Here is a 26522-nt window from a genome sequence, read left to right on the forward strand (position 1 = left end):
TTTCCTCCACAAAAACTATTATACTAGATTACTGCTGGAATATATTTAGAATAATAATCATGACTGCACAAAAAAAACACTACCAAAAAGTAGCGTAATCATCTTTATCAAATCTATTGTACTAGCAATACACTGGTTTCAGCATGCTCTGAAACATATCGAGCCGTTGAACCCATGAATACACGCATGACAATATTAGTACCGGTTTTTCCCATTACGATTAAATCAGGACTGAGTTGTTCTGGGACCTGATCAGCCAAAACAAAACGAGCATCACCTTGTAGGACATGTGTATCAACTGCAATTTCAGCGTCTTTGACAACAGCTGCTGCCTCATCAAGTTTTGCTGATGCTGTATTAGTCATTCTCTGCACCAAAGAATCATAAAAAGATTGGTCAGAGTCGTAATAAGTGATGGTTGGATACTGAATTACATTAACGATATCTATTTTAGCATCAAACTTCTTTGCCAATTCAACGCTAAAATCGACTGCTCTTTGAGCTGCTTCGCTACCGTCTATCGCAACAACAATTCTACTAATCATAAGTGCTTCCTCTCTGATATAATCATGCACGCTACGCTACTCAAATAAATTATCTGTTAGCATACCATCGTTTTGAGTAACAAAAAACAACTTGCTTTTTGACGAAAACTGCCCTATATTCTCACTTTGGGGAACATAAACATCATCTTGCTTAAACTAGTCATTTAACATCATGCACGTGGCAATACTTGTAAACTAATAGCATAAACTACGAACAAGTTGTTTTGGGGTCAGCTAACCGTCTTTAGAAACTCACCTAACCTATAACTTCAGTATAACCCTTATTGATTTCTTTTGCAAACGCTTACAGGCAGGCCAAAAAGCCTCTGCTTGACATGAATTAATCCCTTTTCTCTTCAGTTCGATTCAATAATTTTTCTTGCAGATTAACTGATTTCTTGAGTAGCTCATTGGTTTCATGCTGTATCTTAATTAACTTTTTCGTTTCTTCAAGTTGTGCGTTATAACCCAAAGTCTCTGAGGCCTCTTTGATTAAAAATTTATTGACCAATTTAACAAAGAAAAAGACACATGCAGCAATAGTACATAACGTTAGAAAGTTTTCAAAAACACTACGTAATGGGTCTAAGACTAAGTTGATTTTGGCCGAGTGGTTTTTTGAAAATAGTAGTAAAGACAAATAATAAAACAAATTAGAAGCAAAACTAATCACACTTTTGATTAAATCAGTCAAACTACCACCGACAATGACACCTATAGATAATTGAATAATAGCTGGAGAAGTTATAAACTTTCTAAATTCATTAACTTGTTCGGTAGCAATATTATCAGTTATTGGTAGTTTTATTTTTTGCATATTTTTCATCCCTTTTAGTCTGCCATTAGTATGATGACAAAATAATGTTTAATAATTACCTGTTTATTATTCCATGTTGCACTAAATTTTTCAACCAACCGTTCTAATCAAAAAACCGTTTATAATAAACGGTTTTTCTAACGATTCATGAAAATAATAATTATTTAGTCTCTTTTGATGTTCTATACTTAGTTCTTAATCCTGCTAACAAACCAACTTGTACCAGTATCGCAATTAAACTAGATAGCACACTAGCGTTACTAGTCCCTGTTTTTGGTAAGGATGAGGATGATGAAGTAGTAACTTTTGTACTCTCGGCTTTGTCATCATTTTCGTTTGTTATTGATGTTTCATTAGTAGCAGTCGTCACTGATGAAACATTTTCTGCAGGGTCATTACTTGTTTGAAGTGTTTGTTCAGCATCGTTGCTTTCTAAATCAGCCGTAACTGTTACAGTGCTGTCCGGTGACTCAACTGTATTGGATGAGTTTGTGTCCGTTTCGCCAACAGCGTCTTCTGCAACTACTGTTGAACCATCTTCTGTTTTGGGCGCTGACGATGTGGCCGAATCATTATCTGCTGGCGCACTGTTATTAGTTGATTCTTGGGCATTGTTTTCAGAAGGACTTGGGATACTCTCTCCTGATGGTGCTGACGGTGCACTATCCGGCTTATTTGCAGGTGCTTCTCCACCAGGAAAACTACCACTACCTGGAAAAGTTCCTTGACCAAATTGTCCATCTGGTGGTGTCCCCATGTTGCCCATACCACCTTCAGCGGTCATACCTGAGCCACCACCTTGACCAGCAATGATATCCGTCGAGGTACCGTTAACGCTTACTTGATACGTTTCACCGGATACAATGCCCTCCGTTGATATATTTAGATACGTTGTCGCGTCAGGAATAGTTGTGGAGAAAATTTCCTGCCCATCTTTTGAAATAACAATTGTTGACCCAGCTGTTACGGATCCAATAGCTACATAGCTTTGTGTTGATTCCGTATCTGGCGTCCCTTCTGTTCCGGTACCACCCCAAATAATTGTTCCACCTGTAAATGTAATTGTACCATCTGCATCAAGCGCACCATTATCAGGCGTTGAATTAATTAAATCTATGATTGTACCGCCACTAATATTGATGTCACCGTTGGAATCTAGCCCATCACCATTTCCTCGAATGGTTAAGATGCCACCGTTAATATTAATTGCTTGTGTATCAGTAGATCCTGCATCGTATTTAGTTTGATCTAACTGAGCATTGATAATATCGTCACTTGAATTCAGGTTAATCGTTCCACCGTTAATTGTTACGATTTCCCCTTCCAAAGCTTCATATGACTTAGTAATATTTAACGTACCAGAATTAATAGTTAAGGTGCCATCAGAGGATATACCATTCATAGTTGAACTAATATTTAAGGTACCATCACCATCAATTGTTAAGTCACCATTAGCATATATGGCGCCATTCGGATTTGTTGTATCTAATGACTCTTCATCTTCAACGACTACAGAAGTTGTGATATTGTTTGTACCCACTACTTCAATCGACAAACTACCAAATTGCTTACCATTAAGCACAGCACCAATTTGGTTGGCTAAATCAACATTGTTAAATACTAACTTTACTGCCGCAGTTACTGGTGCGTTAACAATTATTTGTGCATCAGTCGCTGTACCCTCAATATTGTAAGTTCCAGCTTCGCTAATTGTGACTGTGTTTCCATCACTAGTTGCACCATCTCCTGTAATTATCGCTGAGGATGAATTAAATGTTATATTACTCGTGTTTCCCGTAGATGCATTTAACGTATTACCTGTTGTGTCAGTCACACTACTTGTTATATCACCTGTGTTATCAGCTGTTGATGTATCTGTCGCACTGCTTGTTGTGTCGCTTGTACTATCAGCCGTTGTTGAGTCGTCTGTCGTACTGCTTGTTGTATCACTTGTGTTATCAGCCGTTGTTGATTCGTCTGTCGCACTGCTTGTTGTGTCACTTGTGCTATCAGCCGTTGTTGATTCGTCTGTCGCACTGCTTGTTGTGTCACTTGTGCTATCAGCCGTTGTTGATTCGTCTGTCGCACTGCTTGTTGTGTCACTTGTGCTATCAGCCGTTGTTGAGCCGTCTGTCGCACTGCTTGTTGTATCACTTGTGCTATCTGTTGTTGTTGATTCGTCTGTCGCACTGCTTGTTGTGTCGCTTGCACTATCTGTTGTTGATGCTGTGTCTGTCGTATAAACAGGGTTTGTCGATGTGGTATCCGCACTAGCAGTGATCTGACCAAGACCACCAATAACTAATGCAGATAAACCAGCAAATAGCCAAACCTTACCAGCCTTATACATTTTATAGCGTTTTGAAATAACAGCATGTGCAACCTGAGACTTTTTATTCATTTTTTTCCTCACTTATTCAGTAGTGTTTTACCAGCAGAGATTAAATTACTCATTGAAAGTCACATCATTGTGACAACCCTTAATTGGCATACGTTTATCATATAGACTGGAAATTAAAAGAAGATTAATTTAAAATTCTATCAATATTAAAATCACTTCCAACATTGTTTGACAAAATATTTTATCTATAGTATATTTAACTCAATTCATAACTAGGAGTTCATTATGGTGTTACCTTTTGCTACATTTAATTCAACATGCTGCAGTACAACGCGTTTTCGATGTTGTACTGTTTATTGAGCATGAATTTTTTGGGTATATCATAACTTAAAATTTTCTACTTACACAGTTAAACTATCAAAACGCGAGAATTCAATTGAATTTTCGCGTTTTTTGTTTTTTTTTTACTAAGAAATATACAAGGATACATTATGCTAATCAAAAACATACATCAATTAATTGGCCAAACACCGTTAATTGAACTGCAAATACCTGTTCCAAACCAAAGTCGCATTTTTGCAAAACTGGAGATGTTCAATCCTGGTGGTAGCATTAAAGACCGTTTAGGACAATTCTTACTATCAGATGCTTGGCAGCGAAATCTAATTAATCAAAATTCAACGATTATTGAACCGACTGCCGGAAATACTGGTATTGGCTTGGCATTAGCTGCGCAACAATATAAATTACCAACCATTCTTGTTGTACCTGAGAAATTCAGCGCTGAAAAACAGCAACTCATGAAAGCCTTGGGCGTAACAATCATCAACACACCTTCTAACGAAGGCATTATAGGTGCCATTTCCAAAGCAAAATCGATAGCAGCTGACATTGAAAACAGCTACTTGCCAATGCAATTTGCGAATCCTGCGAATCCTGAAACATATTACAAAACGCTGGCACCAGAAATCGTTACAGATTTGAAAAACGAAAAGATTGATGCTTTTGTTGCTGGTGCTGGTAGTGGTGGAACTTTTGCTGGAATTGCCAAATATCTCAGTGAATATGATCCAACTATAAAAAATATTGTTGTAGAACCCGAAGGATCTATTTTAAATGGTGGCCCAGCACATGCTCACCGTACAGAAGGTATTGGTGTTGAATTTGTACCACCATTCTTCGAATCAATTCACATTGACAAAACATTAACTATTAGCGATGACAATGCCTTTCAGCAAGTTCGATATGCTGCCGAGAACCTAGGACTTTTTATCGGTAGTTCAAGTGGCGCGGCCTTGGCTGCTAGCCTACAGATGGCAGAAACTTTGCCGCCACAAAGTAATATTGTCACGATATTCCCAGACAGCAGCGAACGTTACATGAGCACAAACATTTATGGAAACTGAGGAAAGAAAAATGAAATTTGATACACAACTTATTCATGGTGGCATTAGTGTTGACCAATCAACTGGCGCCGTATCTGTCCCTATTCATATGGCTTCAACCTTTAAGCAAACTAAAATTGGCGAGGCAAAATATGAATATTCAAGATCTGGCAACCCAACCCGTGAAGCCGTAGAAAGCTTAATTGCAGACTTAGAGAATGGTACTGCTGGCTTTGCTTTTGCATCAGGATCTGCGGCGATAAGTACTATTTTTTCACTATTTTCATCTGGGGATCACATTATTGTTGGAAACGATGTTTATGGTGGTACATTTAGGCTAATTGACAATGTCCTAAAAAGAACAGGTCAGACATTTACAATTGTCGATACCCGTGATTTATCTGCTATTCAGGAAGCTATTCAAGATAATACTGTCGCCATTTACCTTGAAACACCAACTAATCCTCTATTACGCATTAGTGATATCAAGGCAATTTCCGAACTTGCTCATCGTCATAATTTATTAAGTATTGTTGACAACACATTTGCTTCTCCCTATGTACAAAAGCCAATTGATTTAGGTGTGGACATTGTTGTTCACAGCGCTTCAAAGTACTTAGGTGGTCATAGCGACCTCATTGCCGGCTTAGTTGTTACTAAAGGTGAGGAACTTAGTGAGAAAATTAAGTTCTTACAAAATGCGATTGGTGCAATCTTGGCCCCTCAGGAAAGTTGGCTCCTACAACGAGGTATGAAAACGCTTGGATTAAGAATGCGTGCTCACCAGTCAAATGCGCAAACAATATTTGACTACCTTAAAACACAAGATAAAGTTGGTAAAATATATTTCCCTGGTGATCCTGATAATCCTGACCACGCTTTAGCCAAGCAACAGATGAATGGTTTTGGTGCCATGATTTCATTTGAGCTAAAGGCTGGACTGGATCCAGAACAATTCATTAGTAACTTAAAAATCATTACCTTAGCAGAGAGTTTAGGTGCACTTGAAAGCCTAATTGAAATCCCAGCTAAAATGACTCACGGCGCCATTCCTCGTAATATCCGGCTATCTCATGGTATTCAAGACGAACTAATCCGTCTCTCTGTGGGTGTTGAAGATATTGAAGATTTAATTGAGGACCTAGAACAAGGTTTTAATCAATTGAAATAATAGTGGAGAAAAAATGTTTTTTACTGCTAAATCAATTCTAAAGCGTGATCCAGCCGCAAAAAGCCTTATGATGGTGATTTTAACTTACCCTGGGTTACATGCACTGTGGGTTCATCGCGTTGCTCATTGGCTTCATATTCATCACCGTTATTTGCTCGCTGCCATCATTGCTCGTTGGTCAGCCAAACGAACTGATATATTTATTGCCCCCGGTGCACAAATTGGTCGTGGCGTATTTATTGATCACGGCGTAGGTGTTGTTATTGGTGAAACTGCAATTATTGATGATGGTGTAACCATATTACATGGTGTCACTCTGGGTGCTCGTCATACGGTGACAGAACGTAGACACCCTCATATCGAGAGCTACAGCTTCATTGGTGCTCATGCGCAAATATTGGGCAATATTACTATTGGTGCAAATAGTAAAGTTGGTGCTAATGCTGTGGTTTTAAACGATGTGCCCGCCTATTCTACTGCTGTGGGTAATCCTGCACGCCTAGTCTAGTCGCTTTTTATCGAGATCAATTAATGCAGTACTACTGCGTCATTTTTTTAATGATTACTTTTATAATTTTGAGGATTAAGCCGTATATTTTTGTTTAAGCGTTTGTAAAGTGGTATTCTTAAGTTACTAGCTCATTTAGAGTTAAGTAAAATTTATAAGGGGGTTCATATGGCTTTTAATAAACAAGTTGCCGATATGATAAAGGAAAAAGTGGAAAAGGGCGAAACAGGATTCTGTTTATCGCAATTCAATCAAATTGATGTTGCTAATACTGCGAATGCACTCGCAGAAGAATTAAACCTCGTTCACACGGATATTTATCCTGAGGTAAACGCTGTTGTCAGTGTTCGTTCGCATAAATCTCTTTAAATACCACACTAGTAATACTCATACTCAATCTAATGAATTCCATAATGACATGGAATTCATTTTTAAATTGACTGACCGCTTTGCCGACCTTTTTTCATACGTCTTCTCAATATTTTGATTTAGTCTAGTCATAATTTTAGATTGTATCTAGTCAGTTCCCTTAATGATTATTTAAAACACCATACTAAAAAGAAAAAGAAAAAGAGCAAGCCCATGTTGAGCTTGCTCTTAATATACTGGATAATATTAGGAATCAATAAGTTGCTTTCCCAAACTTTCCCCAGAAACGCTGTAAAACAGCGGTATAAATGGCTATTAATTACTTAACGGCATCCTTCAAAGCTTTACCTGGCTTAAATGCAGGTACCTTTGAGGCAGCAATTTGAATTTCTTCACCAGTTTGTGGGTTACGGCCCTTACGAGCAGCACGATCACGAACTTCAAAGTTACCAAAGCCGATCAATTGAACCTTTTCACCGTTCTTCAATGCTTCTTCGATTGATGCAAAAACTGCGTCAACTGATGCAGTAGCATCCTTCTTTGTCAAACCTGTTGCCTTAGCAACTGAATCTACTAATTCTTGCTTGTTAGCCATTTTCTTGTCTCCTAATAAGAGTTTTTTTAACGCATGATGCGCTCCGTGAAATCTGTCGAAACATTATTTCATGTAACTAGAATAACATAAGAAACGCCAAATGTGTAGTGTTATCAAGGGTTTTCGGGATTTCGTAACATTTGTGTTACATTAAAAACATATTTTTGCAACGTTTACTTTCGTGCGCGAACAATGAGTTTGATTGGCGTACCAGTAAAGTCAAATGATTCTCGAATTTTATTTTCTAAGAATCGTTCATATGAAAAATGCATAAGTTCAACATCATTAACAAATATGACAAATGTTGGTGGTTGCGTTGCGACTTGTGTCGCATAATATACTCGTAAACGACGACCATTATCTGAAGGTGTTGGATTTATTGCAATAGCATCCATAATGACATCGTTTAATGTTGAAGATGTTATACGCTTACGATGATTATCGTCAACATCTTTAACCATTTGTGGCAATCTATCTAAACGTTGCCCTGTCTTAGCAGAAACAAACACAATTGGTGCATAATCTAAGAATTTAAATTCTTCGCGAATTAAATTCTCAAAGTCAGACATCGTCCGATCATTCTTTTCAATCGCATCCCATTTATTGACAACAATGATCATTGCTCGCCCAGCTTCATGAGCAAACCCAGCCACGTGTTTATCTTGTTCTCTAATTCCTGCTTCCGCATCAATAACCATCAAAATAACGTTGCTATCATCAATAGCTTTCATAGCACGCATCACGGAGTACTTTTCAGTATTCTCATAGATTTTCCCGCGCTTACGCATACCGGCTGTATCAACCATCACAAATTCGTCCCCTTCTTCAGTCACAAATCGTGTATCAATAGCATCACGAGTAGTCCCTTCAATATCAGAGACGATCACACGTTTTTCACCAAGCATAGCGTTGACAATTGATGATTTACCAACATTTGGGCGGCCAATTATACTAAAACGAATCGCATCGTCTTCTTGTTCGGCAGCTTCATCAGGAAAATGTTTTACAATTTCATCAAGTAAATCACCTAATCCCAAACCGTGTGATCCTGAAACTGGGAATGGATCCCCAAGACCTAGTGCATAAAAATCATAGACATCATGGCGCATTTCAGGATTATCTACTTTGTTGACAGCCAGAACGACAGGCTTATCAGATTTATATAGCATACGTGCAACTACTTCATCAGCCTCAGTTAATCCTTCTCGGCCGGAAACAACCATCACAATAACATCAGCTTCATTAATTGCTAATTCTACCTGTCCACGTATTTCCGCTAAAAACGGTGCATCACCGATTTCGATACCACCGGTATCAATCATTCGAAATTCATAATTTAACCATTCAGCTGGTGCATACAAGCGATCTCGCGTGACACCGGGCATGTCTTCAACGATCGCAATTCTTTCTCCCGCCATACGGTTGAAAATAGTTGATTTACCAACGTTTGGTCGACCGACAATTGCTACTATTGGTGCTGACATTTTGGCACCTCCTTTGTATAAATAAATTTATCATAAAAAAAGAACTGGCGAACCAGTTCTTTTCAATAGAATTCTTAGAACTTACCATCAAAGAGGTCGCCCAATGTTGCAGCTGAATCATCTTGTTGCTTATAAGCAGCAATATCTGCACGTGATGCTGAACTATCCTTTGAATTTCCACGATCTTCACGTTCTGGCTTTTCTTCCAATGCCTTCATTGACAATGAAATACGTTCTTCGGCAGGCTTAACATCCAAAACTTGAACTTGAACTTTATCGCCTGACTTCAAAACTTCTGAAGGGTTTTCGATACGCTTGTGTGAAATTTGTGATACGTGAACTAATCCTTCGATACCAGGGAAAATTTCAACGAATGCTCCGAAGTCTTTTACACGCTTAACAGTTCCTTCAAGAACTGTTCCGGCAGGAGCTTCTTCAGCAACCTTATCCCAAGGTCCAGGTTGTGTAGCCTTGATTGACAATGAGATACGTCCCTTTTCAGCATCTAAGGCTAAAATTTTAACGTTAACTGTTTCACCCTTTGTCAAAACATCAGCAGGGTTCTTAACACGATCATGAGAAATTTCTGAAACGTGTACCAAACCATCAACGCCACCTAAGTCAACGAATGCTCCGAAGTCAGTCAAACGAGCAACTTTACCTTCAACAACTTCACCAACTGATAGCTTTTCAAATGCTTCTGCTAATTGTGCTGCACGTTCTTGTGCTGCAACTGCCTTACGTGACAAGATTAAGCGTGCCTTGGCAGCATCAATTTCAATAACTTGTGCTTTAATATCTTTATTCTTAAACTGGTTCAAATCTGACACGAAACGATCAGCAACCATTGATGCGGGTACAAAGCCACGAACACCATTAACATCGACAACTAAACCACCACGTACAGCATTGATAACTTTAGCATCAACTGTATCACCTTCACCAAATGACAAGTTTTCCCATGCCTTACGTGCTTCCAAGCGCTTCTTTGACAACAAGTAAGATACGCCTTCCTTGTCGCTTGTTACATTAGAGATGACAACAGCTTCAACACTGTCACCAACCTTCAATTCGTCTGCCAGATTAATGTTACGATCGTCTGAGTACTCACGCGCTGGCACAACTCCTTCTTCACCGGTATGCAAACCAATAACTGCTTGGTTATCGTTATCAACGGCTAGTACTTCGCCCGTAACGACATCTCCTACCTTAATTTGATCTGCACTCTCGAGAGCTGCTAAAAGCTCGTTGTTTGTTTCACTCATGACGTCAAACGTCCTCCTACAATTTACACTATGAATATAGTGTACCAAATATTTTAGTTCTTGTATAGTAAAAAACACGGTTTAACCGTGTAAATTAGAAACTAATAGTATTTTCGATAATGTTGGCTATTTTAGCCACAACATCGTCAATACTTTGTCCCGTTGTATCCACTAAAATAGCGTCCTTCGCTTGTGTTAATGGACTAATTTGACGATGAGAATCTTTGTAATCTCGCGCTTCAATTTCGCGCTTCAATGTTTCGAGATCAGTAGTCATCCCTTTAGCAACATTTTCTTTATAACGTCGTTGGGCACGTTCATCAACACTTGCTACAAGAAAAATTTTGACATCTGCTTCTGGTAACACAGTTGTGCCGATATCGCGGCCGTCCATAATCACACTGTTGTTATTAGCTATTTCACGTTGACGATTGACTAAATTAGAACGTACATCCGCAAAGGAAGCCACTACAGACACATTGTTTGTCACTTCAGCGGAACGAATTTCCTCCGTGACATCGGTATCATTCAAAAATACACGTTGAACTGGTGTACTAGGTTCAAAGCGTATTTCCGTTTGTGACAATAAGTTTTTTATTTTTTCTTCATCATTATAAGCAATGCCGTTCTTTTTTGCAGCTAAAGTTATTGTTCTGTACATTGCACCTGTGTCAACATACACATAATTTAGCTTTGTTGCTAAAATTTTGGCAATAGTAGACTTACCGGCAGAAGCTGGGCCATCAATGGCAACTTGAAAATTCGTCATAATAATAAAAAGTCCTCTTACTGAATGTTTAGTGCAGTACCAGCATACTGTGTGTAATTATCAACTGTTAACCCTGGATTTAATGCAATAACTTGGCTAGTTGTCATCCCGTGTGTAACTGCAAAATTATACAACGTTTGACTAGCACCCAAAACTGCAGTAGTGGTTGTGGAACTACTTGATGCTGAACTTGATTCAGCCGTCTCAGTAGAAGATGAACTAGCAGATTCCTCACTTGAAGCAGCTTCACTGCTACTTACTGATTCTTCTTCAGAAGAACTTGATGCACTTGATTCGGAAGATGATGATTCAGAAGACTCAGAAGACGTAGATTTAGTAGTTGATGAACGCTTTGTACTTGAAGAAACAGCCGTTTGTGGCTTTGATGATTTTTGATTAGCAATCATGCCATACACAGGTACAAAAGATATAACTGCAAGCGCTAATACAACAAGCAGAACACGAAATCCTTTATTTGGGGATTTTGAATCTGACTTTCGGGAAAATTTTGGTTCGAGCTTATCTTTTTTGGGCCGCTTTGAGCGGCTCATGTTGTTTGGGTCAAAATCGTTCATAGAAACGACCTCCATTTTATTGGTTCACATAAAATTTTACCACACCAACACCGACTTTGCTCATAATGTTTTGTTAAGAATGAAACCTTCTCTGGAGCGGCTGTATTGCCCTTAATATGATCATACTCACGACAAACCATATAATACCCTCGATAAGATTGAACGGTAATACCATACCGATAAAATAGTTTTTTAAACCAATGAATTTAGCAATGTCGAAATTAGCAAACCTCGCATACAAAGGTATAGCTACAAACCAATTGATGACAATCGCAACAATTGTCATGACAAACGTGCTGCTTATTAATGGTATGATTTTTTTTTTCCAATTACTATACTGCTCAAGGTTGGGCATTGTAATTTTTAAAACTGTGATAAAGGCCAAAACAACCAATAAATTAACCGGCAATCCTAAATAAGTGTTAACCCCCTCATTTGCCAAAATTAACTTTAGCAAGGTACGAATTAAAATGATCCACAGTGAAGCAGAATAATTTAACCAATATAAGCCAATGACAACTGGTACGATTGAAAAATCTAGCTTTAAAAAATCAGCACTAGGAATGATTGGCACTTGGGGAAACAGCATCAAACCAAATGAAATAGCGCTTAGTATTGCAATTAATGTAGTACGTTGCACTCGCGTTACAGGAACAATTGACATATTTCTTTCCTCTTGTTTGCTCACCTCACCAGTAGATGCAAACAAAAAACCACAGATTTTGTCAGGGTACAACAAAAAATGCAGCTTTCACTTTCTTTTTTAGACTTCTTTATACCCGACTTTACGGTCGGCTCTGGATTTTGACCAGATCAGCTGCAAAAGCAGGTCGCGGGCTTACCATGAAAATTCATGTCTCACCGCCGGTTGGGACTTACACCCGACCCTGAAGTTATTATTAAATTTGATTTTATTGTATCACGGTGTTACTTACGACGCAACAATTTGTAATCTTGTGCCTTTAAGCGTTTGATCTCTACGCTTGTTAATTTACGATACTCGCCCGGCTGTAGACCAGTGACATCAAAAAAGGCATACTGCTCACGCTTAAGCTTTTGCACTGGTAGGCCAACCTTCGCGAGCATGTTTTTGACCTGATGATTACGGCCTTCATGAATAGTTAGACGGACCATACTTGTTCTTTTTGTCGGTTCAATTCTTTCAATGGAAACACGAGCTGGCGCAGTTTTACGTCCTTTTAGGACCACTCCACGTTTCAAAGGAGCTAGCTTTTCTTCGGTTGCAATGCCTTCAACCTTTGCAACATAAGTCTTATCGACTTTAGTTTTAGGATGCATTAATTGATTAGCCACTACACCATCATTTGTTAATAACAAAACACCAGTTGTATCATAATCTAGACGGCCAACTGGATAAACACGTTGATCCACATCCTCTAAAATATCCAATACCGTACGACGACCTTTTTCATCATCATTGGTTGTCACAACCCCACGAGGCTTATTTAACAGGTAATAAACTAACTTCTCACGTCCTTCAATTGGCGCACCGTCGACCTGTACTTTATCATTTGCAGTAACTTTCGTACCTAATTCGGTAACAGTTTGCCCATTAACTTGGACACGCCCATTGATGATCAATTCTTCTGCGCCCCGTCGGGACGCTAGACCCGCTTGGGCAATAATTTTTTGCAGTCTCTGTGCTTCTTCAGACATTTTCTTTTTCACTTTCTGATTGATGTACATCAAATGCACTCGTAAATAGTTCGCCATCAATATCATCACTTAAATCTAACATATTAAAATCAGGTAACGGAGGTAATTCTTCAATACTTTTCAAACCAAAATAGTCCAAAAATTCATCGGTGGTACCAAACATGATGGGACGTCCTGGTTCGTCTTTTCTGCCAACTTCGTGGACTAGTTGCCGTAATGCTAGCTTCTGTAAAGTTCCTGAGGATTGCACACCACGAATTGTATCAATTTCAACACGTGTAATTGGTTGCTTATAAGCGACAATAACTAGTGTTTCGAGTTGTGCTTGCGATAATGTTGCATTTACAGGTGAATCAAAATACTGTTTTACTGTGCCACCAAGTTCCGGTTTAGTCACTAGGCGATACACATCGTCACTTTCACGAATTTGTAATGCACTACTTAAATCAGTATCATACTTTAACACAAGTTCTTCAAGCAATCCTTGTATTGCTGAACGATCAAATCCAGTGATAATGCTCATATTTTTCACGGAAATGCCTTCATCGCCAGATACAAACAATAGTGCTTCTATTTGACTTAAATTATTCATCTTCGCCAAACGCCTCAATTTCTACATAAATTTCTTGTTGTTGGTGCTCTTGGTGTAATTTTAATCTTTTATCTTTGGCCATTTCTAATAACGCCAAAAAGGTGACTACCAAATGCTCCCGCTCGTAAATATCATCAAAAAAAGAAGCAAATGGAATCATATCCCCCGTTTGATGCTGTAAGAAATGTTTATTGATGTTGTTAACAGCTTCCTCAAGAGAATATGTTTCCGCAGTAACATGCCTTCTGATGGGTTTTTCCTGCTTTTTTCGCCGCAATAGTTGAGCAAATGCTGTTTGTAAATCCCCTAACGATAAACCAGGAGCTAAAGTTATGGGATGTTTCAAATTATCAGGAGCCTTCATTTGAGTACGTGGAAAGGATTGTTGTTTTAATTGTTCACGTTCACGCAAAGATTCGCTTGCCACTTGAAATTGTTTGTAGGTCAATAATTGTAGCATCAGCTCTTCACGTGGATCCGCATACTCTTCATCTACGGCATAATCATCTGGCTCTTCTTCTGGTAACAAATCAGCGGACTTTATCTTAACTAAAGTAGCAGCCATCACTAAATATTCACTTGCTACATCAAGCTGCATAGCCTGTTGTGCATGAATAAAATCTAAATACTGAGATGTAATGTCAGCAATTTTCAAATCAAAAATATTCATCTCGGATTTCTTAATTAAGTGTAATAACAGATCGATTGGCCCTTCAAAATCACTTAATTTAATTGTTAGACCGTTTTTCGCGATGTTGCTTTTCTCCATTTGTTAATTAACTTTTGATTATCCAAGGTACCCATTAAGAAGGCTTCAGAATGTTGCTCTTGATAATCAGAAATCATGTCGAAGTAGTTTCTGACACTGCGTGACTCTGGGGTTAAGGCAACATGACGAATTATAGCAATATTATTATTATAAATCTCAACACCTAGAACACCAAGTACTTGTCCTTGAGACTCTTTTTGCCAAACATATAAAGATCTTGCTTCATTATCATGATACCATGCTATTTCCGCATTTAAATGAGATATTTCACGTAGCCCTGGCAGCAACGATAAAATACCCATAATTGTTTTTTCATCTGATTGTCTTGATTGTGTCAACATAATTTTTACGCTCTGGGGTGGTATTCATCATACACTTCACTAAGTCTTTTTTTCGAAATATGGGTATAAATTTGTGTTGTCGAAATGTCCGCATGCCCCAATAATTCTTGAACTATACGCAAATCAGCACCGTTCTCTAAAATATGGGTAGCAAAAGAATGACGAAGTGTATGGGGAGAAACATCTTTAGTTATTCCAGCGGTTGTTACCAACTTTTTTATAATCTTCCATATTCCCTGTCGTGAAATTTGATTTCCACGATCATTTAAGAAAACATAAGGAGACTCTTTGTCTTTAAGTAAAACGATACGGCTTTCATTAAAATATCGAGTCAGCCAATCAATCGCAATTTCACCAATTGGAATAATACGTTCTTTGTCACCTTTTCCAAGTGTTTGAATCAGTCCCAATTGCAAATGAAGGTCACTCATTTTTAAATTAACCAATTCACTGACACGCAAACCAGTTGCGTACATCACTTCTAGCAATGTTCTATTTCGAAGACCAAGTGGTGTATCTTCTATCGGTGCTTGTAATAAACGGTCAATTTCCTCTATGCTCAAAACTGCTGGTAGGTGCTCTGCTTTTTTGGGTGGGCGAACATCATTCATTGGATTATGAGCGACGACTTTTTCTCGCACTAAATAGCCAAAAAAGTTACGCAATGTCGTAACCATTCTAATCACTGAACTATTGGATTTTCCTAGATCTCTGAGTTGATTCAACCACGACAAGATAACAATATGATCAACTTGATCAAGCACCAGTTTCTCACTATTTAGATACTCACCAAATTGTACCAAATCTTGGTGGTAACTCTTAATTGTATTTTCAGATAAGCCACGTTCAATTCGAATATAGTGTAGATAATCCACTATCGCATTGTCAATTTCTTGCATCATTTCTCAACTAATTTTATACCATCGTCAATTTGTTCAATTAGTCTATCCTTGTATAAATGACCCAAGGCTCGTTTGAACTGACTCTTACTAAATCCAAATTGACGCTTGATTGCCTCTGGGTTACTTTTATCATTGAATGGTAAGAAATGATCCGCCCGTCGTTGCAATTGCAACAATAAGAATTGTGCATCCTCATCCATGGTCTTATAGGCCAAAGGTTTCAGTGATAGATTTAATGTGCCATCATCACGGACGCCGATAACACGTGCATCTACAACTTGTCCTAAACGTGGCTCATCGTCACGTTGCGAAGGATGAATAAAACCAAGATAATATTCATCAGTAATAACCAAAGTACCTGCCATTTTGTTACGATAAACTGTGGCTTTAACTGTGGTCGACTTCATACTTTCCGGTGCGCGACGCGATACAGCATTAATAATATGCTGTTGTGCTATTTCACCCCACAAACGGCCTTTATGATCTTCTTTAATGGCAATCATCAATTTGTCGCCTTTTTGTGGCCAAAGTGTTGAAATCGTTGGTAGATCATCAAGAGAAACAACGATATCCTTATTCGGCAAACCAATTGAAACAAAGACGCCCAAATCATGTCGATTCGCTACGACTGTTCCCCAACCGTATACTGATTTCTGTACAGCAGGCGTTTTCTTGGTAATTTGTAATTTGTGTCCTTCATTTTCATATGCAAAGCCAGTCACAAATCCACCGATTTTGAGAGGCTTCTCAAGTTCTGACTTATCAATTTCATATGTAAAGCCATCGACTTGTGCAAAGAAATATTTCTCATTTTCATCAGTAACGTTTGCTTTAATTATTGTTCCAACTTTTGGATTCATAGCGGTTTCCTTAACGTACGCAACATCACGCACTTTTTATAATACTTATAGTTTACCATGTGTGGTTTACATAATCTATAACGGTCAATTAACCTTTTAACAGATTTTTCACTTGATTAGCAACAAATTTACCGTCAGCTTTTCCTTTGACTTGAGGCGTGACAATAGCCATCACTTTGCCCATATCTTTTGGAGATGTAGCGCCCGTCTTTTGGATTGCGTCCTTCACCAATTCGATAACCTTTTCGTCACTCAAAGGTTCTGGCAAATACTTTGCTAAAATAGCTAGCTCTGCGCGAATACCAGCAGCTAAATCTTCTCGATTGCCTTTCTCAAACTCTGTCAACGAATCTTGACGTTGTTTAACTTCACGTGAGAGGACTGTTAATTCTTCTTCCTTTGTTAAATCATGGCCTAAATTAATCTGCTCGTTCATAACCGTTGATTTAACCATGCGAATCACTGACAAAACATCTTTGTTTTTGTCTTTCATGGCCTGCTTTATATCATTATTTAACTCTTCTAATAAACTCATGTATATCAACCTTTCAAAATTTAATCTATTGTTATTCTACCATAAAAGAAAAACGCCACCTAAGTGACGTTTTAGAATCGAATTAACGACCCTTCTTCTTGTTACGCTTTTGTGCTGCTTCAGACTTCAATTTACGAGCAACTGAAGGCTTAACATAGTATTCGCGCTTACGGTATTCTTGGAGAGTACCGTCTTTTGAAACACCACGCTTGAAGCGACGCAATGCATCATCCAAAGATTCGTTCTTACGTACGATGACCTTTGCCATGTGATAACCCTCCTTTCTCGCATTTTATTTCGTTAAACGACATGCAGTAAATACTTATCTATTATGACAGACTTTCACGTAATCGTCAATACTATAAACACTGTAATCATGCATTTTATAGCAATTTCCAACATAATTAGTGATCAAGCTTAGATGTGTGCTTTGTATCCGTCATGCGCCAATAAACTAGCAAACTAATGAACACAACCACAGTAACATAGACGAAAAACAAATTTTCGTGATTTATTTTTTTCAGGTACAAGGCAACGTATTCAACCGTGCCACCAAAAACGGCGACCGTCAAGCCATAAGGCAATCCAACACCTAATGCACGAATTTCAGTTGGGAACATTTCAGCTTTAACAATTGCATTAATTGACGTATAACCTGTAACAATAATTAATCCAGCCAGCATGAGTAAGAAAGCCCCCATCCCCGTCTTCACTTGTTGCAAAGTGAGAAAAATAGGAATTGTAAATATTGTCCCCATAATACCGAACCAAAACAATAATGGTTTACGACCTATTTTATCCGATAATGCACCGGCGATAGGTTGTAAAATCATAAAAATAAATAATGCTGCAAAGTTGATCAGTGTGACTTCTTGTGTTGGTAACCCAACAGAATTAATCATAAATTTTTGTAAATAAGTTGTATAAGTGTAGAAAGCGATTGTCCCACCGAGTGTTAATCCAACTACCGTCATGACAGATTTTGGATACTTTAACAAAAGTCGTAGACTACCATTATTGTTTTTCTTTTGTGCCTTAAATTGGTCAGATTCTTCCATGCTCAAACGAAGGAACAATACTACAATGGCTCCCAGAGAACCAATAACAAATGGAATACGCCAACCCCAGTCAGTCAACATCTCTTCTGATAATACTGATTGTAAAATAATTTGAACACCCAAGGCAATGAGCTGTCCACTGATTAATGTTACATATTGAAATGAAGCATAAAAGCCACGATGCCCGCGGCTGGCCATTTCAGAAAGGTAAGTTGCTGAAGTACCATATTCTCCACCCAACGATAATCCTTGGAATAGCCTTGCCAACACCAAGATGATTGGTGCAGCAATTCCTATTACATGATAACTAGGTGTTATCGCAATTACAAGCGATCCTGCGGCCATAATCAATACTGATAAGGTTAATGCGGCCCGTCGACCATGTTGATCCGCATATTTACCTAACACTAGACTTCCTAGAGGTCTCATCAAAAAGCCAATTGCGAAGACTCCTGCCGTACTTAATAATGCGGCCGTTTTGTCATGGCTGGGGAAAAATGATGGGGCAAAATAGATAGAGAACGAGGCATAAACATACCAATCGAACCACTCAATTAAATTACCTAAGGATCCCTTTAAAATATTACTGACAATTTTCTTTTCTGTACGTTGCATACGCTCACCTCATAATGTTTTCTTTACTGTAACGAACGCATAAAAAATAATCATCGTCATATTGCACAACTTTTTTAATTTTATTTGTACACAATAAGCAAACATGGCATAATAGTAACAACACAATTGGAGGTCAATTATGAACGTTAAAGAATTATTAGCTAACCCCGTATTAGCAGAATACCCAATTTTAGCAGGCGCCGAAGGGCTCAATCGCGAGATCAACCAAGTGGGTATGATTGATGCACCAGATTTTGATGAATATATTGCTCCTGGTCAATTACTGCTCACTACCGGCTTTTTGTTCAAAGAAGATTGGACATTACTGCGAGACTTAATTATCGCGCTAGATCATCATAATGCTGCTGGCTTGGGCATTAAGACGAACCGGCATTTATCACAGTTGCCACGTGATATTATTATATTAGCCAACAAACGTCGAGTACCAATCCTCATGACCCCAACTGATGAATTGATGCCACAAACAATTCAAAATATTACTGATATTATTCTGAACACTCATACGGGTGAACTGCATCAAATTGTTAATATTAATCATCAGTTGTCAACGATGCAAACTAATAATACTTATCAGCATCTGTTAAATCTTAGCGCGGAAATTTTAGAAGCACCACTAACCTTGTTGGACTCACATTTTCGTGCCTTATATGCCAGTACTGATTTACTTCCGCAACGTGACTTTTTCACCAAATTTTTACGAGAAGAATCTGGAATTGATTATTTGAATTTAACTCAAAAGGTGCACGTTACCTTCAATAATACAATTTTCGAGATTTCTCCCATTTTTTCTGCTCTAAACGAAAATAAAGCCTTTGCAGCTATTATGAGTTCGAATAAGACACTATCAGATTTTGAACTTTTAAAACGCGAACAAGTAATTACTGCATTGGGATTTTCAAATTCGAGAACCGATTTGTTAAATGAAACTGAGTTTCGCAACCGTTCTGGCTTCTTTTTGAACATTATGCAACACGGGCTAAGTGATGACGCGATTGACAATTATCTAAAGAACGCAAATATTGATTCTAAAAATCCCTATCGCGTAGCGGTTATTGACTTTACAGCAAAAAAAACAGTCATTGAAACACATCAATTTGAAATATTACAAGCACTGACACGCTGGTTTGTTAACGAATCAAACTGGTCTGTACTCCTATTTTCCTATAAACAACAACTGATTTTGTTAGTTGATAACAAAATTGATACACGCGCATTTCTCAAAGAACTATACGATTTTCTAACATCACAATCAAAGTTAGAATATAACTTTACCATCGGCTTTTCTCGAGTCGCAGAACCCATTCGTGCATTAGCAGATCTTTATGAACAAGCTAACCATGCGCTTCAGCTGACATCAGTAGCACATCCGATTATGCGATTTAGACCCAAGAGTGCCCAAGAAATGTTAAACTTGTTACCCAAGCAAGAGAGCGATGCTTTTGTGGAAAGAATTCTAGGCCCAATTTTAGACAATCCAAGTCTTCTCAAAACTTTGGAAACCTATATGTTCTTACATCAAAATGTAACAGCCGTCGCTTCTGATATGTTTGTACACCGGAATACCATTAATTATCGCTTGAAAAAAATATCTGAGTTATTAGATGTTAACCTTGACATGCCTGATGTTTTGGTCGATATTCAATTGGCTTTTTTGTTACTTGATTAGGCATAATGCACAATAGATTACCCTATTTTTTGTTCACTAATAAATGAGGGTTTAATGATAACTGTGTTAGAATTGTTATCAATCGAGGAGGCATAATATTTATGAGTCAACAAAAAAACGCAACGATGAATGCCGATGGTACCATACGTGGTTTGAAAAAGAAGCACGTACAGATGATTGCCATTGGCGGTACCATTGGTACAGGACTTTTCTTGGGAGCCGGAAACTCTATAGCTAAAACTGGGCCATCTATTTTGATTGTATACGCAGTACTTGGTGCATTTTTCTTTATGATGATGCGGGGAATTGGTGAAATGCTTTATGCAGACCCTTCCCAACATACATTTGTTTCTTTTATCAGTAAGTATGTTGGTGCTGGAGCGGGATATTTCGCTGGATGGTCCTATTGGATTGGACTACTTTTCGTAGCTATGGCAGAATTAACAGCCGTATCAACTTACGTTAAGTTTTGGTTCCCAAGTTGGAAAACTTGGATAATTCAAATTCTCTTTTTGTTTGTTTTAACTATGATTAACTTAATTGCCGTCAGAGTATTTGGTGAAACAGAATACTGGTTTGCCATGATTAAGATCATTGCTATTGTAGCGATGATTGTAACGGGTCTAATATTAATCTTTACAGGATTTAAGGCGCCCGCAAGTGGTGGTCATACTGTCGCTTCATTTAGTAATGTATTCTCAAACTTTTCACTATTTCCAAATGGTGCTTCGATGTTCTTCGCTGCCTTTCCAATGGTATTTTTCGCCTTCCAAGGTATGGAATTCGTCGGTATCACAACAGCTGAAACGGAAAATCCACGTGAGGTTCTGCCAAAAGCCATTAATACAATTATTATCCGTATTTTGATTTTCTACTTAGGTGCCATGATTATTATTATGTCGATCATTAATTGGCATGTTATCGCTAAAACACCTGAATCAAGTCCCTTCGTTATGGTGTTCCAATTGGCTGGATTCAAAGCGGCTGCTACAATAATTAACTTTGTCGTACTAACATCTGCTGCTTCAGCCTTAAACTCAGCTATCTATTCTGCAGGACGACACTTCTACCAATTAGCTGAAGAGTCAGATTCAAAGTTTATGATCAATTTTCGTGAAATTTCATCAAATGGCGTTCCTGCTAAAGCAATTATATTCACAGCTATCTTAGTGTTAATATCACCAGTGATTAATTCGATACCACAGATTACCAGTGCATTCGGTTTAATTACATCGATCTCATCAAACATGTATATCATCGTTTATGCAATGACAATGTATGCTCATCGTAAATTCCGTGAATCAACTAATTTTATGCCAGATGGCTTCCTGATGCCAGGATACAAGTGGACTAGTCCACTAACATTGCTATTCTTCGTCAGCATTTACGCCAGTTTGTTCTTTCAAGCAGACTCTCGTGTTGCTGCCATCGGCGCAATTTTGTTCACGATAGTATTCGGTTACCTTTCTCACCGAAAGTTTTCTACAAAAAATGCAGTAACCGTGTAAAAAATAAAATAGAACAAAAAAAGGAGACAACATGATGTTGTCTCCTTTTTTATTAACTATAACTCTGGCTCGTAGAAACGTCCCACAGTGTGTTCGATTTTCCAAGTAGAAGAGAAAGCTTGTTCATCAACCTCTTTGATTGCTTCTCGTAACTCAAATCGTTCTTGCTGCGTGATAACGGTTAGTAGCACCGAACGCTCCCGCCCAGTGTAACCACCACGCGCCTCATCGATAATGGTAACGCCTCGTCGAAGCTTATTTTGAATACTATCCACCATTTCATCTGGTTTAGTAGTAATAATCATCACTTGCATTTGCTGCTGTCGTGTATAGAAAACATCTATCATTCGTGAACTAATAATAACACCTACAATTGAGTACAAAGCATACTTCCAACCATATGTTAGCCCAGCACCGACCATAATCAAGGCATTGAAAGATAAATTAATTGGTCCCATTTTAAAGCCGTAATGCTTCTTAACTAAGAGACCAATAACATCTAAACCACCTGTTCCAACGCCATACCGTAATGCTGTACCAACCGCCATACCATTAAGCGCGCCACCAAACATAGCGTTTATTAACGGGTCAGTTGTTAAAACACGCGTGGTATCAAAGACAGGAATTAACGCCGAACTGAGCAAAACTGCTAGCGTTGTAAAGATAGCAAATCTCCACGACAACTTCCACCATGCAACGGCTAACATTGGTAAGTTAACCAAGGCTAGCGCTAAAGCGACGGGAATTCTATCGCCAGTTAAAGTCGAAACAAGTTGGGCAAATCCTGTGAATCCAGAGGAATAAATATGCCCTGGATGCCAGAAATAATTCATTGCAAAGGCAACGATTACACCATAAAATACCGCGCCACCAATACGACCAGCGTACTGGTTTTTCATAAAATTGTGAACAATTTTTTGCATAATCAATATGTATGTTATACGAGAAAAAATCTAATGTATAACACACATTTATCTCCAAGTTTTATCTAAGCTAATAATAACACGAATTTGTTTGATAACAATTACTCTGCTTCTGGAACAAACAATCCTAATTCGTTCAGTTGTTTGCCTTCAACACGAGTTGGTGCCTCAGTCATTGGTTCAGTAGCTCGTGAATTCTTTGGGAAAGCAATCACTTCACGAATATTTTCTTGGCCAGCTAGTAGCATTGCCAAACGATCCAATCCTAGTGCGATACCACCCATTGGTGGGAAACCATATTCCATACCCTCAAGCAAAAATCCAAAGGCTTCATGTGCTTTTTCAGGAGTAAATCCAAGTGCCTTTAGCATCTTTTCTTGGATATCCATACGATGAATACGAATTGATCCAGATCCTAGTTCGTAACCATTTAGTACTAAATCGTAGCTTTGCGCATGTGCCTTATGAGGATCTTCACCATCATTCAAGTAGTGTAAGTCTTCTTCATTTGGCATCGTGAATGGGTGATGAGCAGCAATCCAGCGGTCAAAGTCTTCAGAGTATTCAAACAATGGCCAATCCACAATCCAAGCAAATGCCCAAGGATTCGTTTGATCAATCAAATCTAATGCTTTAGCTGTTTCACGACGCAAATAATCTAGAGTCGCTGAAACGACATCAGCACGTCCGGCACCAAATAACAACAAATCTCCGACTTGAGCGTCTGCCGAAGCAATCAATGCTGCCTGTGCTTCGTCATCAAAGAATTTAGCAATAGGACCGGTCAAGCCTTCTTGCGCTACTTTCATCCAAGCTAGACCTTTTGCACCGAAACGTTCGATGTATTTTGTTAGCTTGTCAATGTCTTTACGTGAATAATGGTCAGCCCCACCAGGAACAGCCAATGCTTTAACAACACCGCCACCATTAATAGCATTTGCAAACACACCAAATTCACTATTTTTTACTGTTTCAGACAAATCCTTGATTTCGTAGGCTATACGTAGATCTGGCTTATCAGTACCAAAGCGATTCATAGATTCTTGCCATGTCAAAGTTGGAATTTTATCCGTGTCAAGATCAAAATCTACAACGTCATGCATCATCGCCTTAACCCATGCATTGACCAACTCACGGATTTCATCGGCTGTCATAAATGACGTTTCTACGTCCATTTGCGTGAATTCTGGTTGACGGTCACCACGCAAATCTTCATCACGGAAGGCACGGGCAATTTGGAAATAACGATCGAACCCTGCACCCATCAACAATTGTTTAAATAATTGTGGTGATTGTGGTAAGGCATAGAATGACCCTGGGAAAACACGAGATGGCACTAAATAGTCACGGGCACCTTCTGGTGTTGATTTTGCTAGTACTGGCGTTTCGATGTTAATAAAATCATGAGTATCCATAAAATGCATGGCGCTACTCATAATTTTTGAACGAATGCGCAAGTTTTTTTGCATCTCAGGGCGGCGCAAATCTAAGTAACGATACTGTAGCTTCAATTCTTCATTGGCATTCACATCATCTTCAATATAAAATGGTGGTGTTTTTGACGTTGACAAAATTTCCGCCTCTGTTACATCGACTTCGATTGTTCCAGATTTTATTTTTGTGTTAATTTGATTTTCAGCACGTTCAATAACATGCCCAGTAATCTTTAGAACATATTCACTACGAACTTTTTCAGCGACTGCTAGTGCGTCCGCATTTGTTGCGTTAAAAGTTAATTGTACGATACCTTCTCGATCACGTAAATCAACGAATATCAAGTCTCCAAAATCACGTCGTTTTTGCACCCAACCGGTCAATGTGACTGTCTGATCTAAATATGTTTCATCAATTAATCCTGCGTAATTAGTACGTTTCATTCCTTGTTCCCTTCTGCATCCATGATAAGTGGTAAATTGGTATAAAGCTCTGACAATTGAACAGACTTTTGTTCGCCATTGGTCATATTCTTGATGTTAACAATTTGTTCTTCAAGTTCTTGCTCGCCAATCGTTATGACATATTTGGCATGATGACGATCAGCTGCCTTGAACTGTGCTTTCGCTGATTTTGACAAATAATCACGTTCAGCAACGTAACCAAATGAGCGAACAGCTTGAACAATTTTTGTTGCGATAACATCAGTAGTATCACCGATGTTAACTACGTAAAAGTCTAAATTCTGTTCCTCTGTTGGAGCAACATTTTGCGCTTGCAATAAATCCAGCAAACGTTCTACACCAATACCAAAGCCAACACCTGGTGTTTCCGGACCACCAAATTCCTCAACCAAACCAGAGTAACGACCGCCACCAGCAATCGTTGCAGCGCCTTTTAAACTTTCATCTGTAGTCATGATTTCAAAAATTGTGTCGTTATAATAATCCAATCCTCGAACCATTGTTGTGTCAATGTCAAAGTCTAAATTCAATGCAGTTAAAATATCTTGCAACTTTTCCCAGTGTTTAGTCGATTTTTCAGACAAAAAGTCCAGGATTGATGGTGCATCTGCAACAAAGACCTGATCACGGGGATCTTTAGAGTCCAATACACGTAATGGATTTTTTTCTAACCGAGCTTGTGAATCTGCAGATAGTTCATCAAAATGAGGTTTCAGATAATCAATTAAAGCTTGTCGGTAAGCATCCCTGGACTCCTTATCTCCCAAGGTATTAATCGCAACTTTCAAATTTTTTAACCCAAGCGTTTGGAAAAAATCAATGACCATCGCAATTACTTCAGCATCTAATGCGGGCGAATCTGATCCGAATACCTCTGCACCTATTTGATGGAATTGACGGAAACGACCAGCCTGTGGCCGTTCATAACGGAACATCGGCCCCATGTAAAATGCCTTATATGGTTTGTCAAATTCCGGTCCATATAATTTATTTTCCACATATGCTCGGACGACACCTGCGGTACCTTCCGGACGCAAAGCGATATGACGATCACCCTTATCATGAAAATCATACATTTCTTTTGTCACAACATCAGATGTATCACCAGCTGAGCGTGAAAAGACTTCGAAATTTTCAAATAACGGTGTTCGAATTTCTTTGAAATTATAGTCACCAAATAAAACACGGGCAACTGCTTCTACATGTTGCCACTGTACTGTTTTTTGAGGCAGTAAATCTGCTGTTCCTTTGGGACGTTGAAATATTGGTTTTGCCATAGTTGTTATCGTTTTTAGTGTTTTTTATCAGAATTTTGAAGTATACGACATGTTAG

Annotated in this window: 27 protein-coding genes and 1 riboswitch; of the genes, 6 read left to right on the forward strand and 21 right to left on the reverse strand. The window is 38.5% G+C overall.

Annotation, left to right across the window (positions count from 1 at the left end):
• Nucleotides 1-113 precede the first annotated feature (113 nt).
• The 3 genes from RHP64_RS06445 to RHP64_RS06455 form a co-directional block, all read right to left on the reverse strand.
• Nucleotides 114-545, reverse strand: a complete 432-nt coding sequence (locus RHP64_RS06445) for a universal stress protein (protein WP_010290893.1) — start codon at nucleotides 543-545, stop codon at nucleotides 114-116.
• A 340-nt stretch (nucleotides 546-885) separates the two neighbouring features.
• Complete coding sequence (locus RHP64_RS06450) at nucleotides 886-1362, reverse strand: MscL family protein (protein WP_025268187.1); 477 nt, start codon at nucleotides 1360-1362, stop codon at nucleotides 886-888.
• Nucleotides 1363-1522: 160 nt separating this feature from the next.
• Complete coding sequence (locus RHP64_RS06455) at nucleotides 1523-3763, reverse strand: carbohydrate-binding domain-containing protein (protein WP_025268188.1); 2241 nt, start codon at nucleotides 3761-3763, stop codon at nucleotides 1523-1525.
• 431 nt (nucleotides 3764-4194) lie between these two features.
• Between RHP64_RS06455 and RHP64_RS06460 the strand changes: the two genes are divergently transcribed.
• The 4 genes from RHP64_RS06460 (at nucleotide 4195) to RHP64_RS06475 (ending at nucleotide 7136) form a co-directional block, all read left to right on the forward strand.
• Nucleotides 4195-5109 (forward strand): PLP-dependent cysteine synthase family protein, encoded by a 915-nt coding sequence (locus RHP64_RS06460; protein WP_025268189.1) that lies wholly within the window; start codon nucleotides 4195-4197, stop codon nucleotides 5107-5109.
• 10 nt (nucleotides 5110-5119) lie between these two features.
• The gene (locus RHP64_RS06465; protein WP_025268190.1) at nucleotides 5120-6259 is read left to right on the forward strand and encodes a trans-sulfuration enzyme family protein; all 1140 of its coding nucleotides are present in this window, start codon (nucleotides 5120-5122) and stop codon (nucleotides 6257-6259) included.
• Between the two features lie 13 nt (nucleotides 6260-6272).
• Entirely contained in the window at nucleotides 6273-6767 is a 495-nt protein-coding gene (gene epsC, locus RHP64_RS06470; protein ID WP_025268191.1) for a serine O-acetyltransferase EpsC, read from the forward strand.
• A gap of 168 nt (nucleotides 6768-6935) precedes the next feature.
• Nucleotides 6936-7136, forward strand: coding sequence for a hypothetical protein (locus RHP64_RS06475; protein WP_025268192.1), 201 nt, complete (start codon nucleotides 6936-6938; stop codon nucleotides 7134-7136).
• A gap of 319 nt (nucleotides 7137-7455) precedes the next feature.
• Here RHP64_RS06475 and RHP64_RS06480 read toward each other — a convergent pair whose 3' ends face one another.
• From RHP64_RS06480 to RHP64_RS06550, 15 genes are all read right to left on the reverse strand, one after another.
• Complete coding sequence (locus RHP64_RS06480; protein WP_002814789.1) at nucleotides 7456-7731, reverse strand: HU family DNA-binding protein; 276 nt, start codon at nucleotides 7729-7731, stop codon at nucleotides 7456-7458.
• A gap of 173 nt (nucleotides 7732-7904) precedes the next feature.
• Nucleotides 7905-9215, reverse strand: a complete 1311-nt coding sequence (gene der / locus RHP64_RS06485; RefSeq protein ID WP_011680007.1) for a ribosome biogenesis GTPase Der — start codon at nucleotides 9213-9215, stop codon at nucleotides 7905-7907.
• A 74-nt stretch (nucleotides 9216-9289) separates the two neighbouring features.
• Entirely contained in the window at nucleotides 9290-10480 is a 1191-nt protein-coding gene (gene rpsA, locus RHP64_RS06490) for a 30S ribosomal protein S1 (RefSeq protein ID WP_011680008.1), read from the reverse strand.
• A 94-nt stretch (nucleotides 10481-10574) separates the two neighbouring features.
• Nucleotides 10575-11252: a (d)CMP kinase gene (cmk, locus tag RHP64_RS06495; protein WP_164908970.1), complete on the reverse strand. Its 678-nt coding sequence runs from the start codon at nucleotides 11250-11252 to the stop codon at nucleotides 10575-10577.
• Between the two features lie 14 nt (nucleotides 11253-11266).
• Nucleotides 11267-11824: a hypothetical protein gene (locus tag RHP64_RS06500; RefSeq protein ID WP_002814796.1), complete on the reverse strand. Its 558-nt coding sequence runs from the start codon at nucleotides 11822-11824 to the stop codon at nucleotides 11267-11269.
• Nucleotides 11825-11897: 73 nt separating this feature from the next.
• Nucleotides 11898-12488 carry an ECF transporter S component gene (locus tag RHP64_RS06505; protein WP_025268194.1) on the reverse strand — a complete coding sequence of 197 codons (591 nt, stop codon included), beginning with the start codon at nucleotides 12486-12488 and terminating at the stop codon, nucleotides 11898-11900.
• 98 nt (nucleotides 12489-12586) lie between these two features.
• Nucleotides 12587-12723, reverse strand: a riboswitch (FMN riboswitch).
• A gap of 28 nt (nucleotides 12724-12751) precedes the next feature.
• Nucleotides 12752-13501: a pseudouridine synthase gene (locus RHP64_RS06510; protein WP_011680011.1), complete on the reverse strand. Its 750-nt coding sequence runs from the start codon at nucleotides 13499-13501 to the stop codon at nucleotides 12752-12754.
• Nucleotides 13494-14093 carry an SMC-Scp complex subunit ScpB gene (scpB, locus tag RHP64_RS06515; protein ID WP_014324860.1) on the reverse strand — a complete coding sequence of 200 codons (600 nt, stop codon included), beginning with the start codon at nucleotides 14091-14093 and terminating at the stop codon, nucleotides 13494-13496. The genes RHP64_RS06510 and scpB overlap by 8 nt, the downstream gene beginning before the upstream one ends.
• Nucleotides 14086-14862: a segregation and condensation protein A gene (locus tag RHP64_RS06520; RefSeq protein ID WP_010293839.1), complete on the reverse strand. Its 777-nt coding sequence runs from the start codon at nucleotides 14860-14862 to the stop codon at nucleotides 14086-14088. The genes scpB and RHP64_RS06520 overlap by 8 nt, the downstream gene beginning before the upstream one ends.
• Nucleotides 14829-15203 (reverse strand): hypothetical protein, encoded by a 375-nt coding sequence (locus RHP64_RS06525; RefSeq protein ID WP_010293841.1) that lies wholly within the window; start codon nucleotides 15201-15203, stop codon nucleotides 14829-14831. Before RHP64_RS06525 ends, RHP64_RS06520 begins: the two co-directional genes overlap by 34 nt.
• A 5-nt stretch (nucleotides 15204-15208) precedes the next feature.
• Complete coding sequence (gene xerD / locus RHP64_RS06530; RefSeq protein ID WP_025268195.1) at nucleotides 15209-16105, reverse strand: site-specific tyrosine recombinase XerD; 897 nt, start codon at nucleotides 16103-16105, stop codon at nucleotides 15209-15211.
• Nucleotides 16102-16965, reverse strand: coding sequence for a CvfB family protein (locus RHP64_RS06535; RefSeq protein ID WP_011680014.1), 864 nt, complete (start codon nucleotides 16963-16965; stop codon nucleotides 16102-16104). Before RHP64_RS06535 ends, xerD begins: the two co-directional genes overlap by 4 nt.
• A gap of 88 nt (nucleotides 16966-17053) precedes the next feature.
• Nucleotides 17054-17500, reverse strand: a complete 447-nt coding sequence (locus RHP64_RS06540) for a GatB/YqeY domain-containing protein (protein ID WP_014324863.1) — start codon at nucleotides 17498-17500, stop codon at nucleotides 17054-17056.
• Nucleotides 17501-17582: 82 nt separating this feature from the next.
• Complete coding sequence (gene rpsU, locus RHP64_RS06545; RefSeq protein WP_011680015.1) at nucleotides 17583-17768, reverse strand: 30S ribosomal protein S21; 186 nt, start codon at nucleotides 17766-17768, stop codon at nucleotides 17583-17585.
• Between the two features lie 136 nt (nucleotides 17769-17904).
• Nucleotides 17905-19173, reverse strand: coding sequence for an MFS transporter (locus tag RHP64_RS06550; protein WP_025268196.1), 1269 nt, complete (start codon nucleotides 19171-19173; stop codon nucleotides 17905-17907).
• Between the two features lie 139 nt (nucleotides 19174-19312).
• Between RHP64_RS06550 and RHP64_RS06555 the strand changes: the two genes are divergently transcribed.
• Both RHP64_RS06555 and RHP64_RS06560 read left to right on the forward strand, forming a co-directional pair.
• On the forward strand, nucleotides 19313-20860 hold the full coding sequence (locus RHP64_RS06555; RefSeq protein ID WP_011680017.1) for a PucR family transcriptional regulator: 1548 nt from the start codon (nucleotides 19313-19315) through the stop codon (nucleotides 20858-20860).
• Between the two features lie 101 nt (nucleotides 20861-20961).
• The gene (locus RHP64_RS06560; protein WP_011680018.1) at nucleotides 20962-22368 is read left to right on the forward strand and encodes an amino acid permease; all 1407 of its coding nucleotides are present in this window, start codon (nucleotides 20962-20964) and stop codon (nucleotides 22366-22368) included.
• Between the two features lie 56 nt (nucleotides 22369-22424).
• Here the strand turns inward: RHP64_RS06560 and RHP64_RS06565 are convergent, their stop codons facing one another.
• From RHP64_RS06565 to hisS, 3 genes are all read right to left on the reverse strand, one after another.
• On the reverse strand, nucleotides 22425-23291 hold the full coding sequence (locus RHP64_RS06565; RefSeq protein WP_002814812.1) for a YitT family protein: 867 nt from the start codon (nucleotides 23289-23291) through the stop codon (nucleotides 22425-22427).
• A 101-nt stretch (nucleotides 23292-23392) separates the two neighbouring features.
• Entirely contained in the window at nucleotides 23393-25168 is a 1776-nt protein-coding gene (gene aspS, locus RHP64_RS06570; protein WP_025268198.1) for an aspartate--tRNA ligase, read from the reverse strand.
• On the reverse strand, nucleotides 25165-26466 hold the full coding sequence (gene hisS / locus RHP64_RS06575) for a histidine--tRNA ligase (protein ID WP_011680020.1): 1302 nt from the start codon (nucleotides 26464-26466) through the stop codon (nucleotides 25165-25167). The genes aspS and hisS overlap by 4 nt, the downstream gene beginning before the upstream one ends.
• Nucleotides 26467-26522: the final 56 nt, after the last annotated feature.

Source organism: Leuconostoc sp. XM4 (assembly GCF_055698815.1).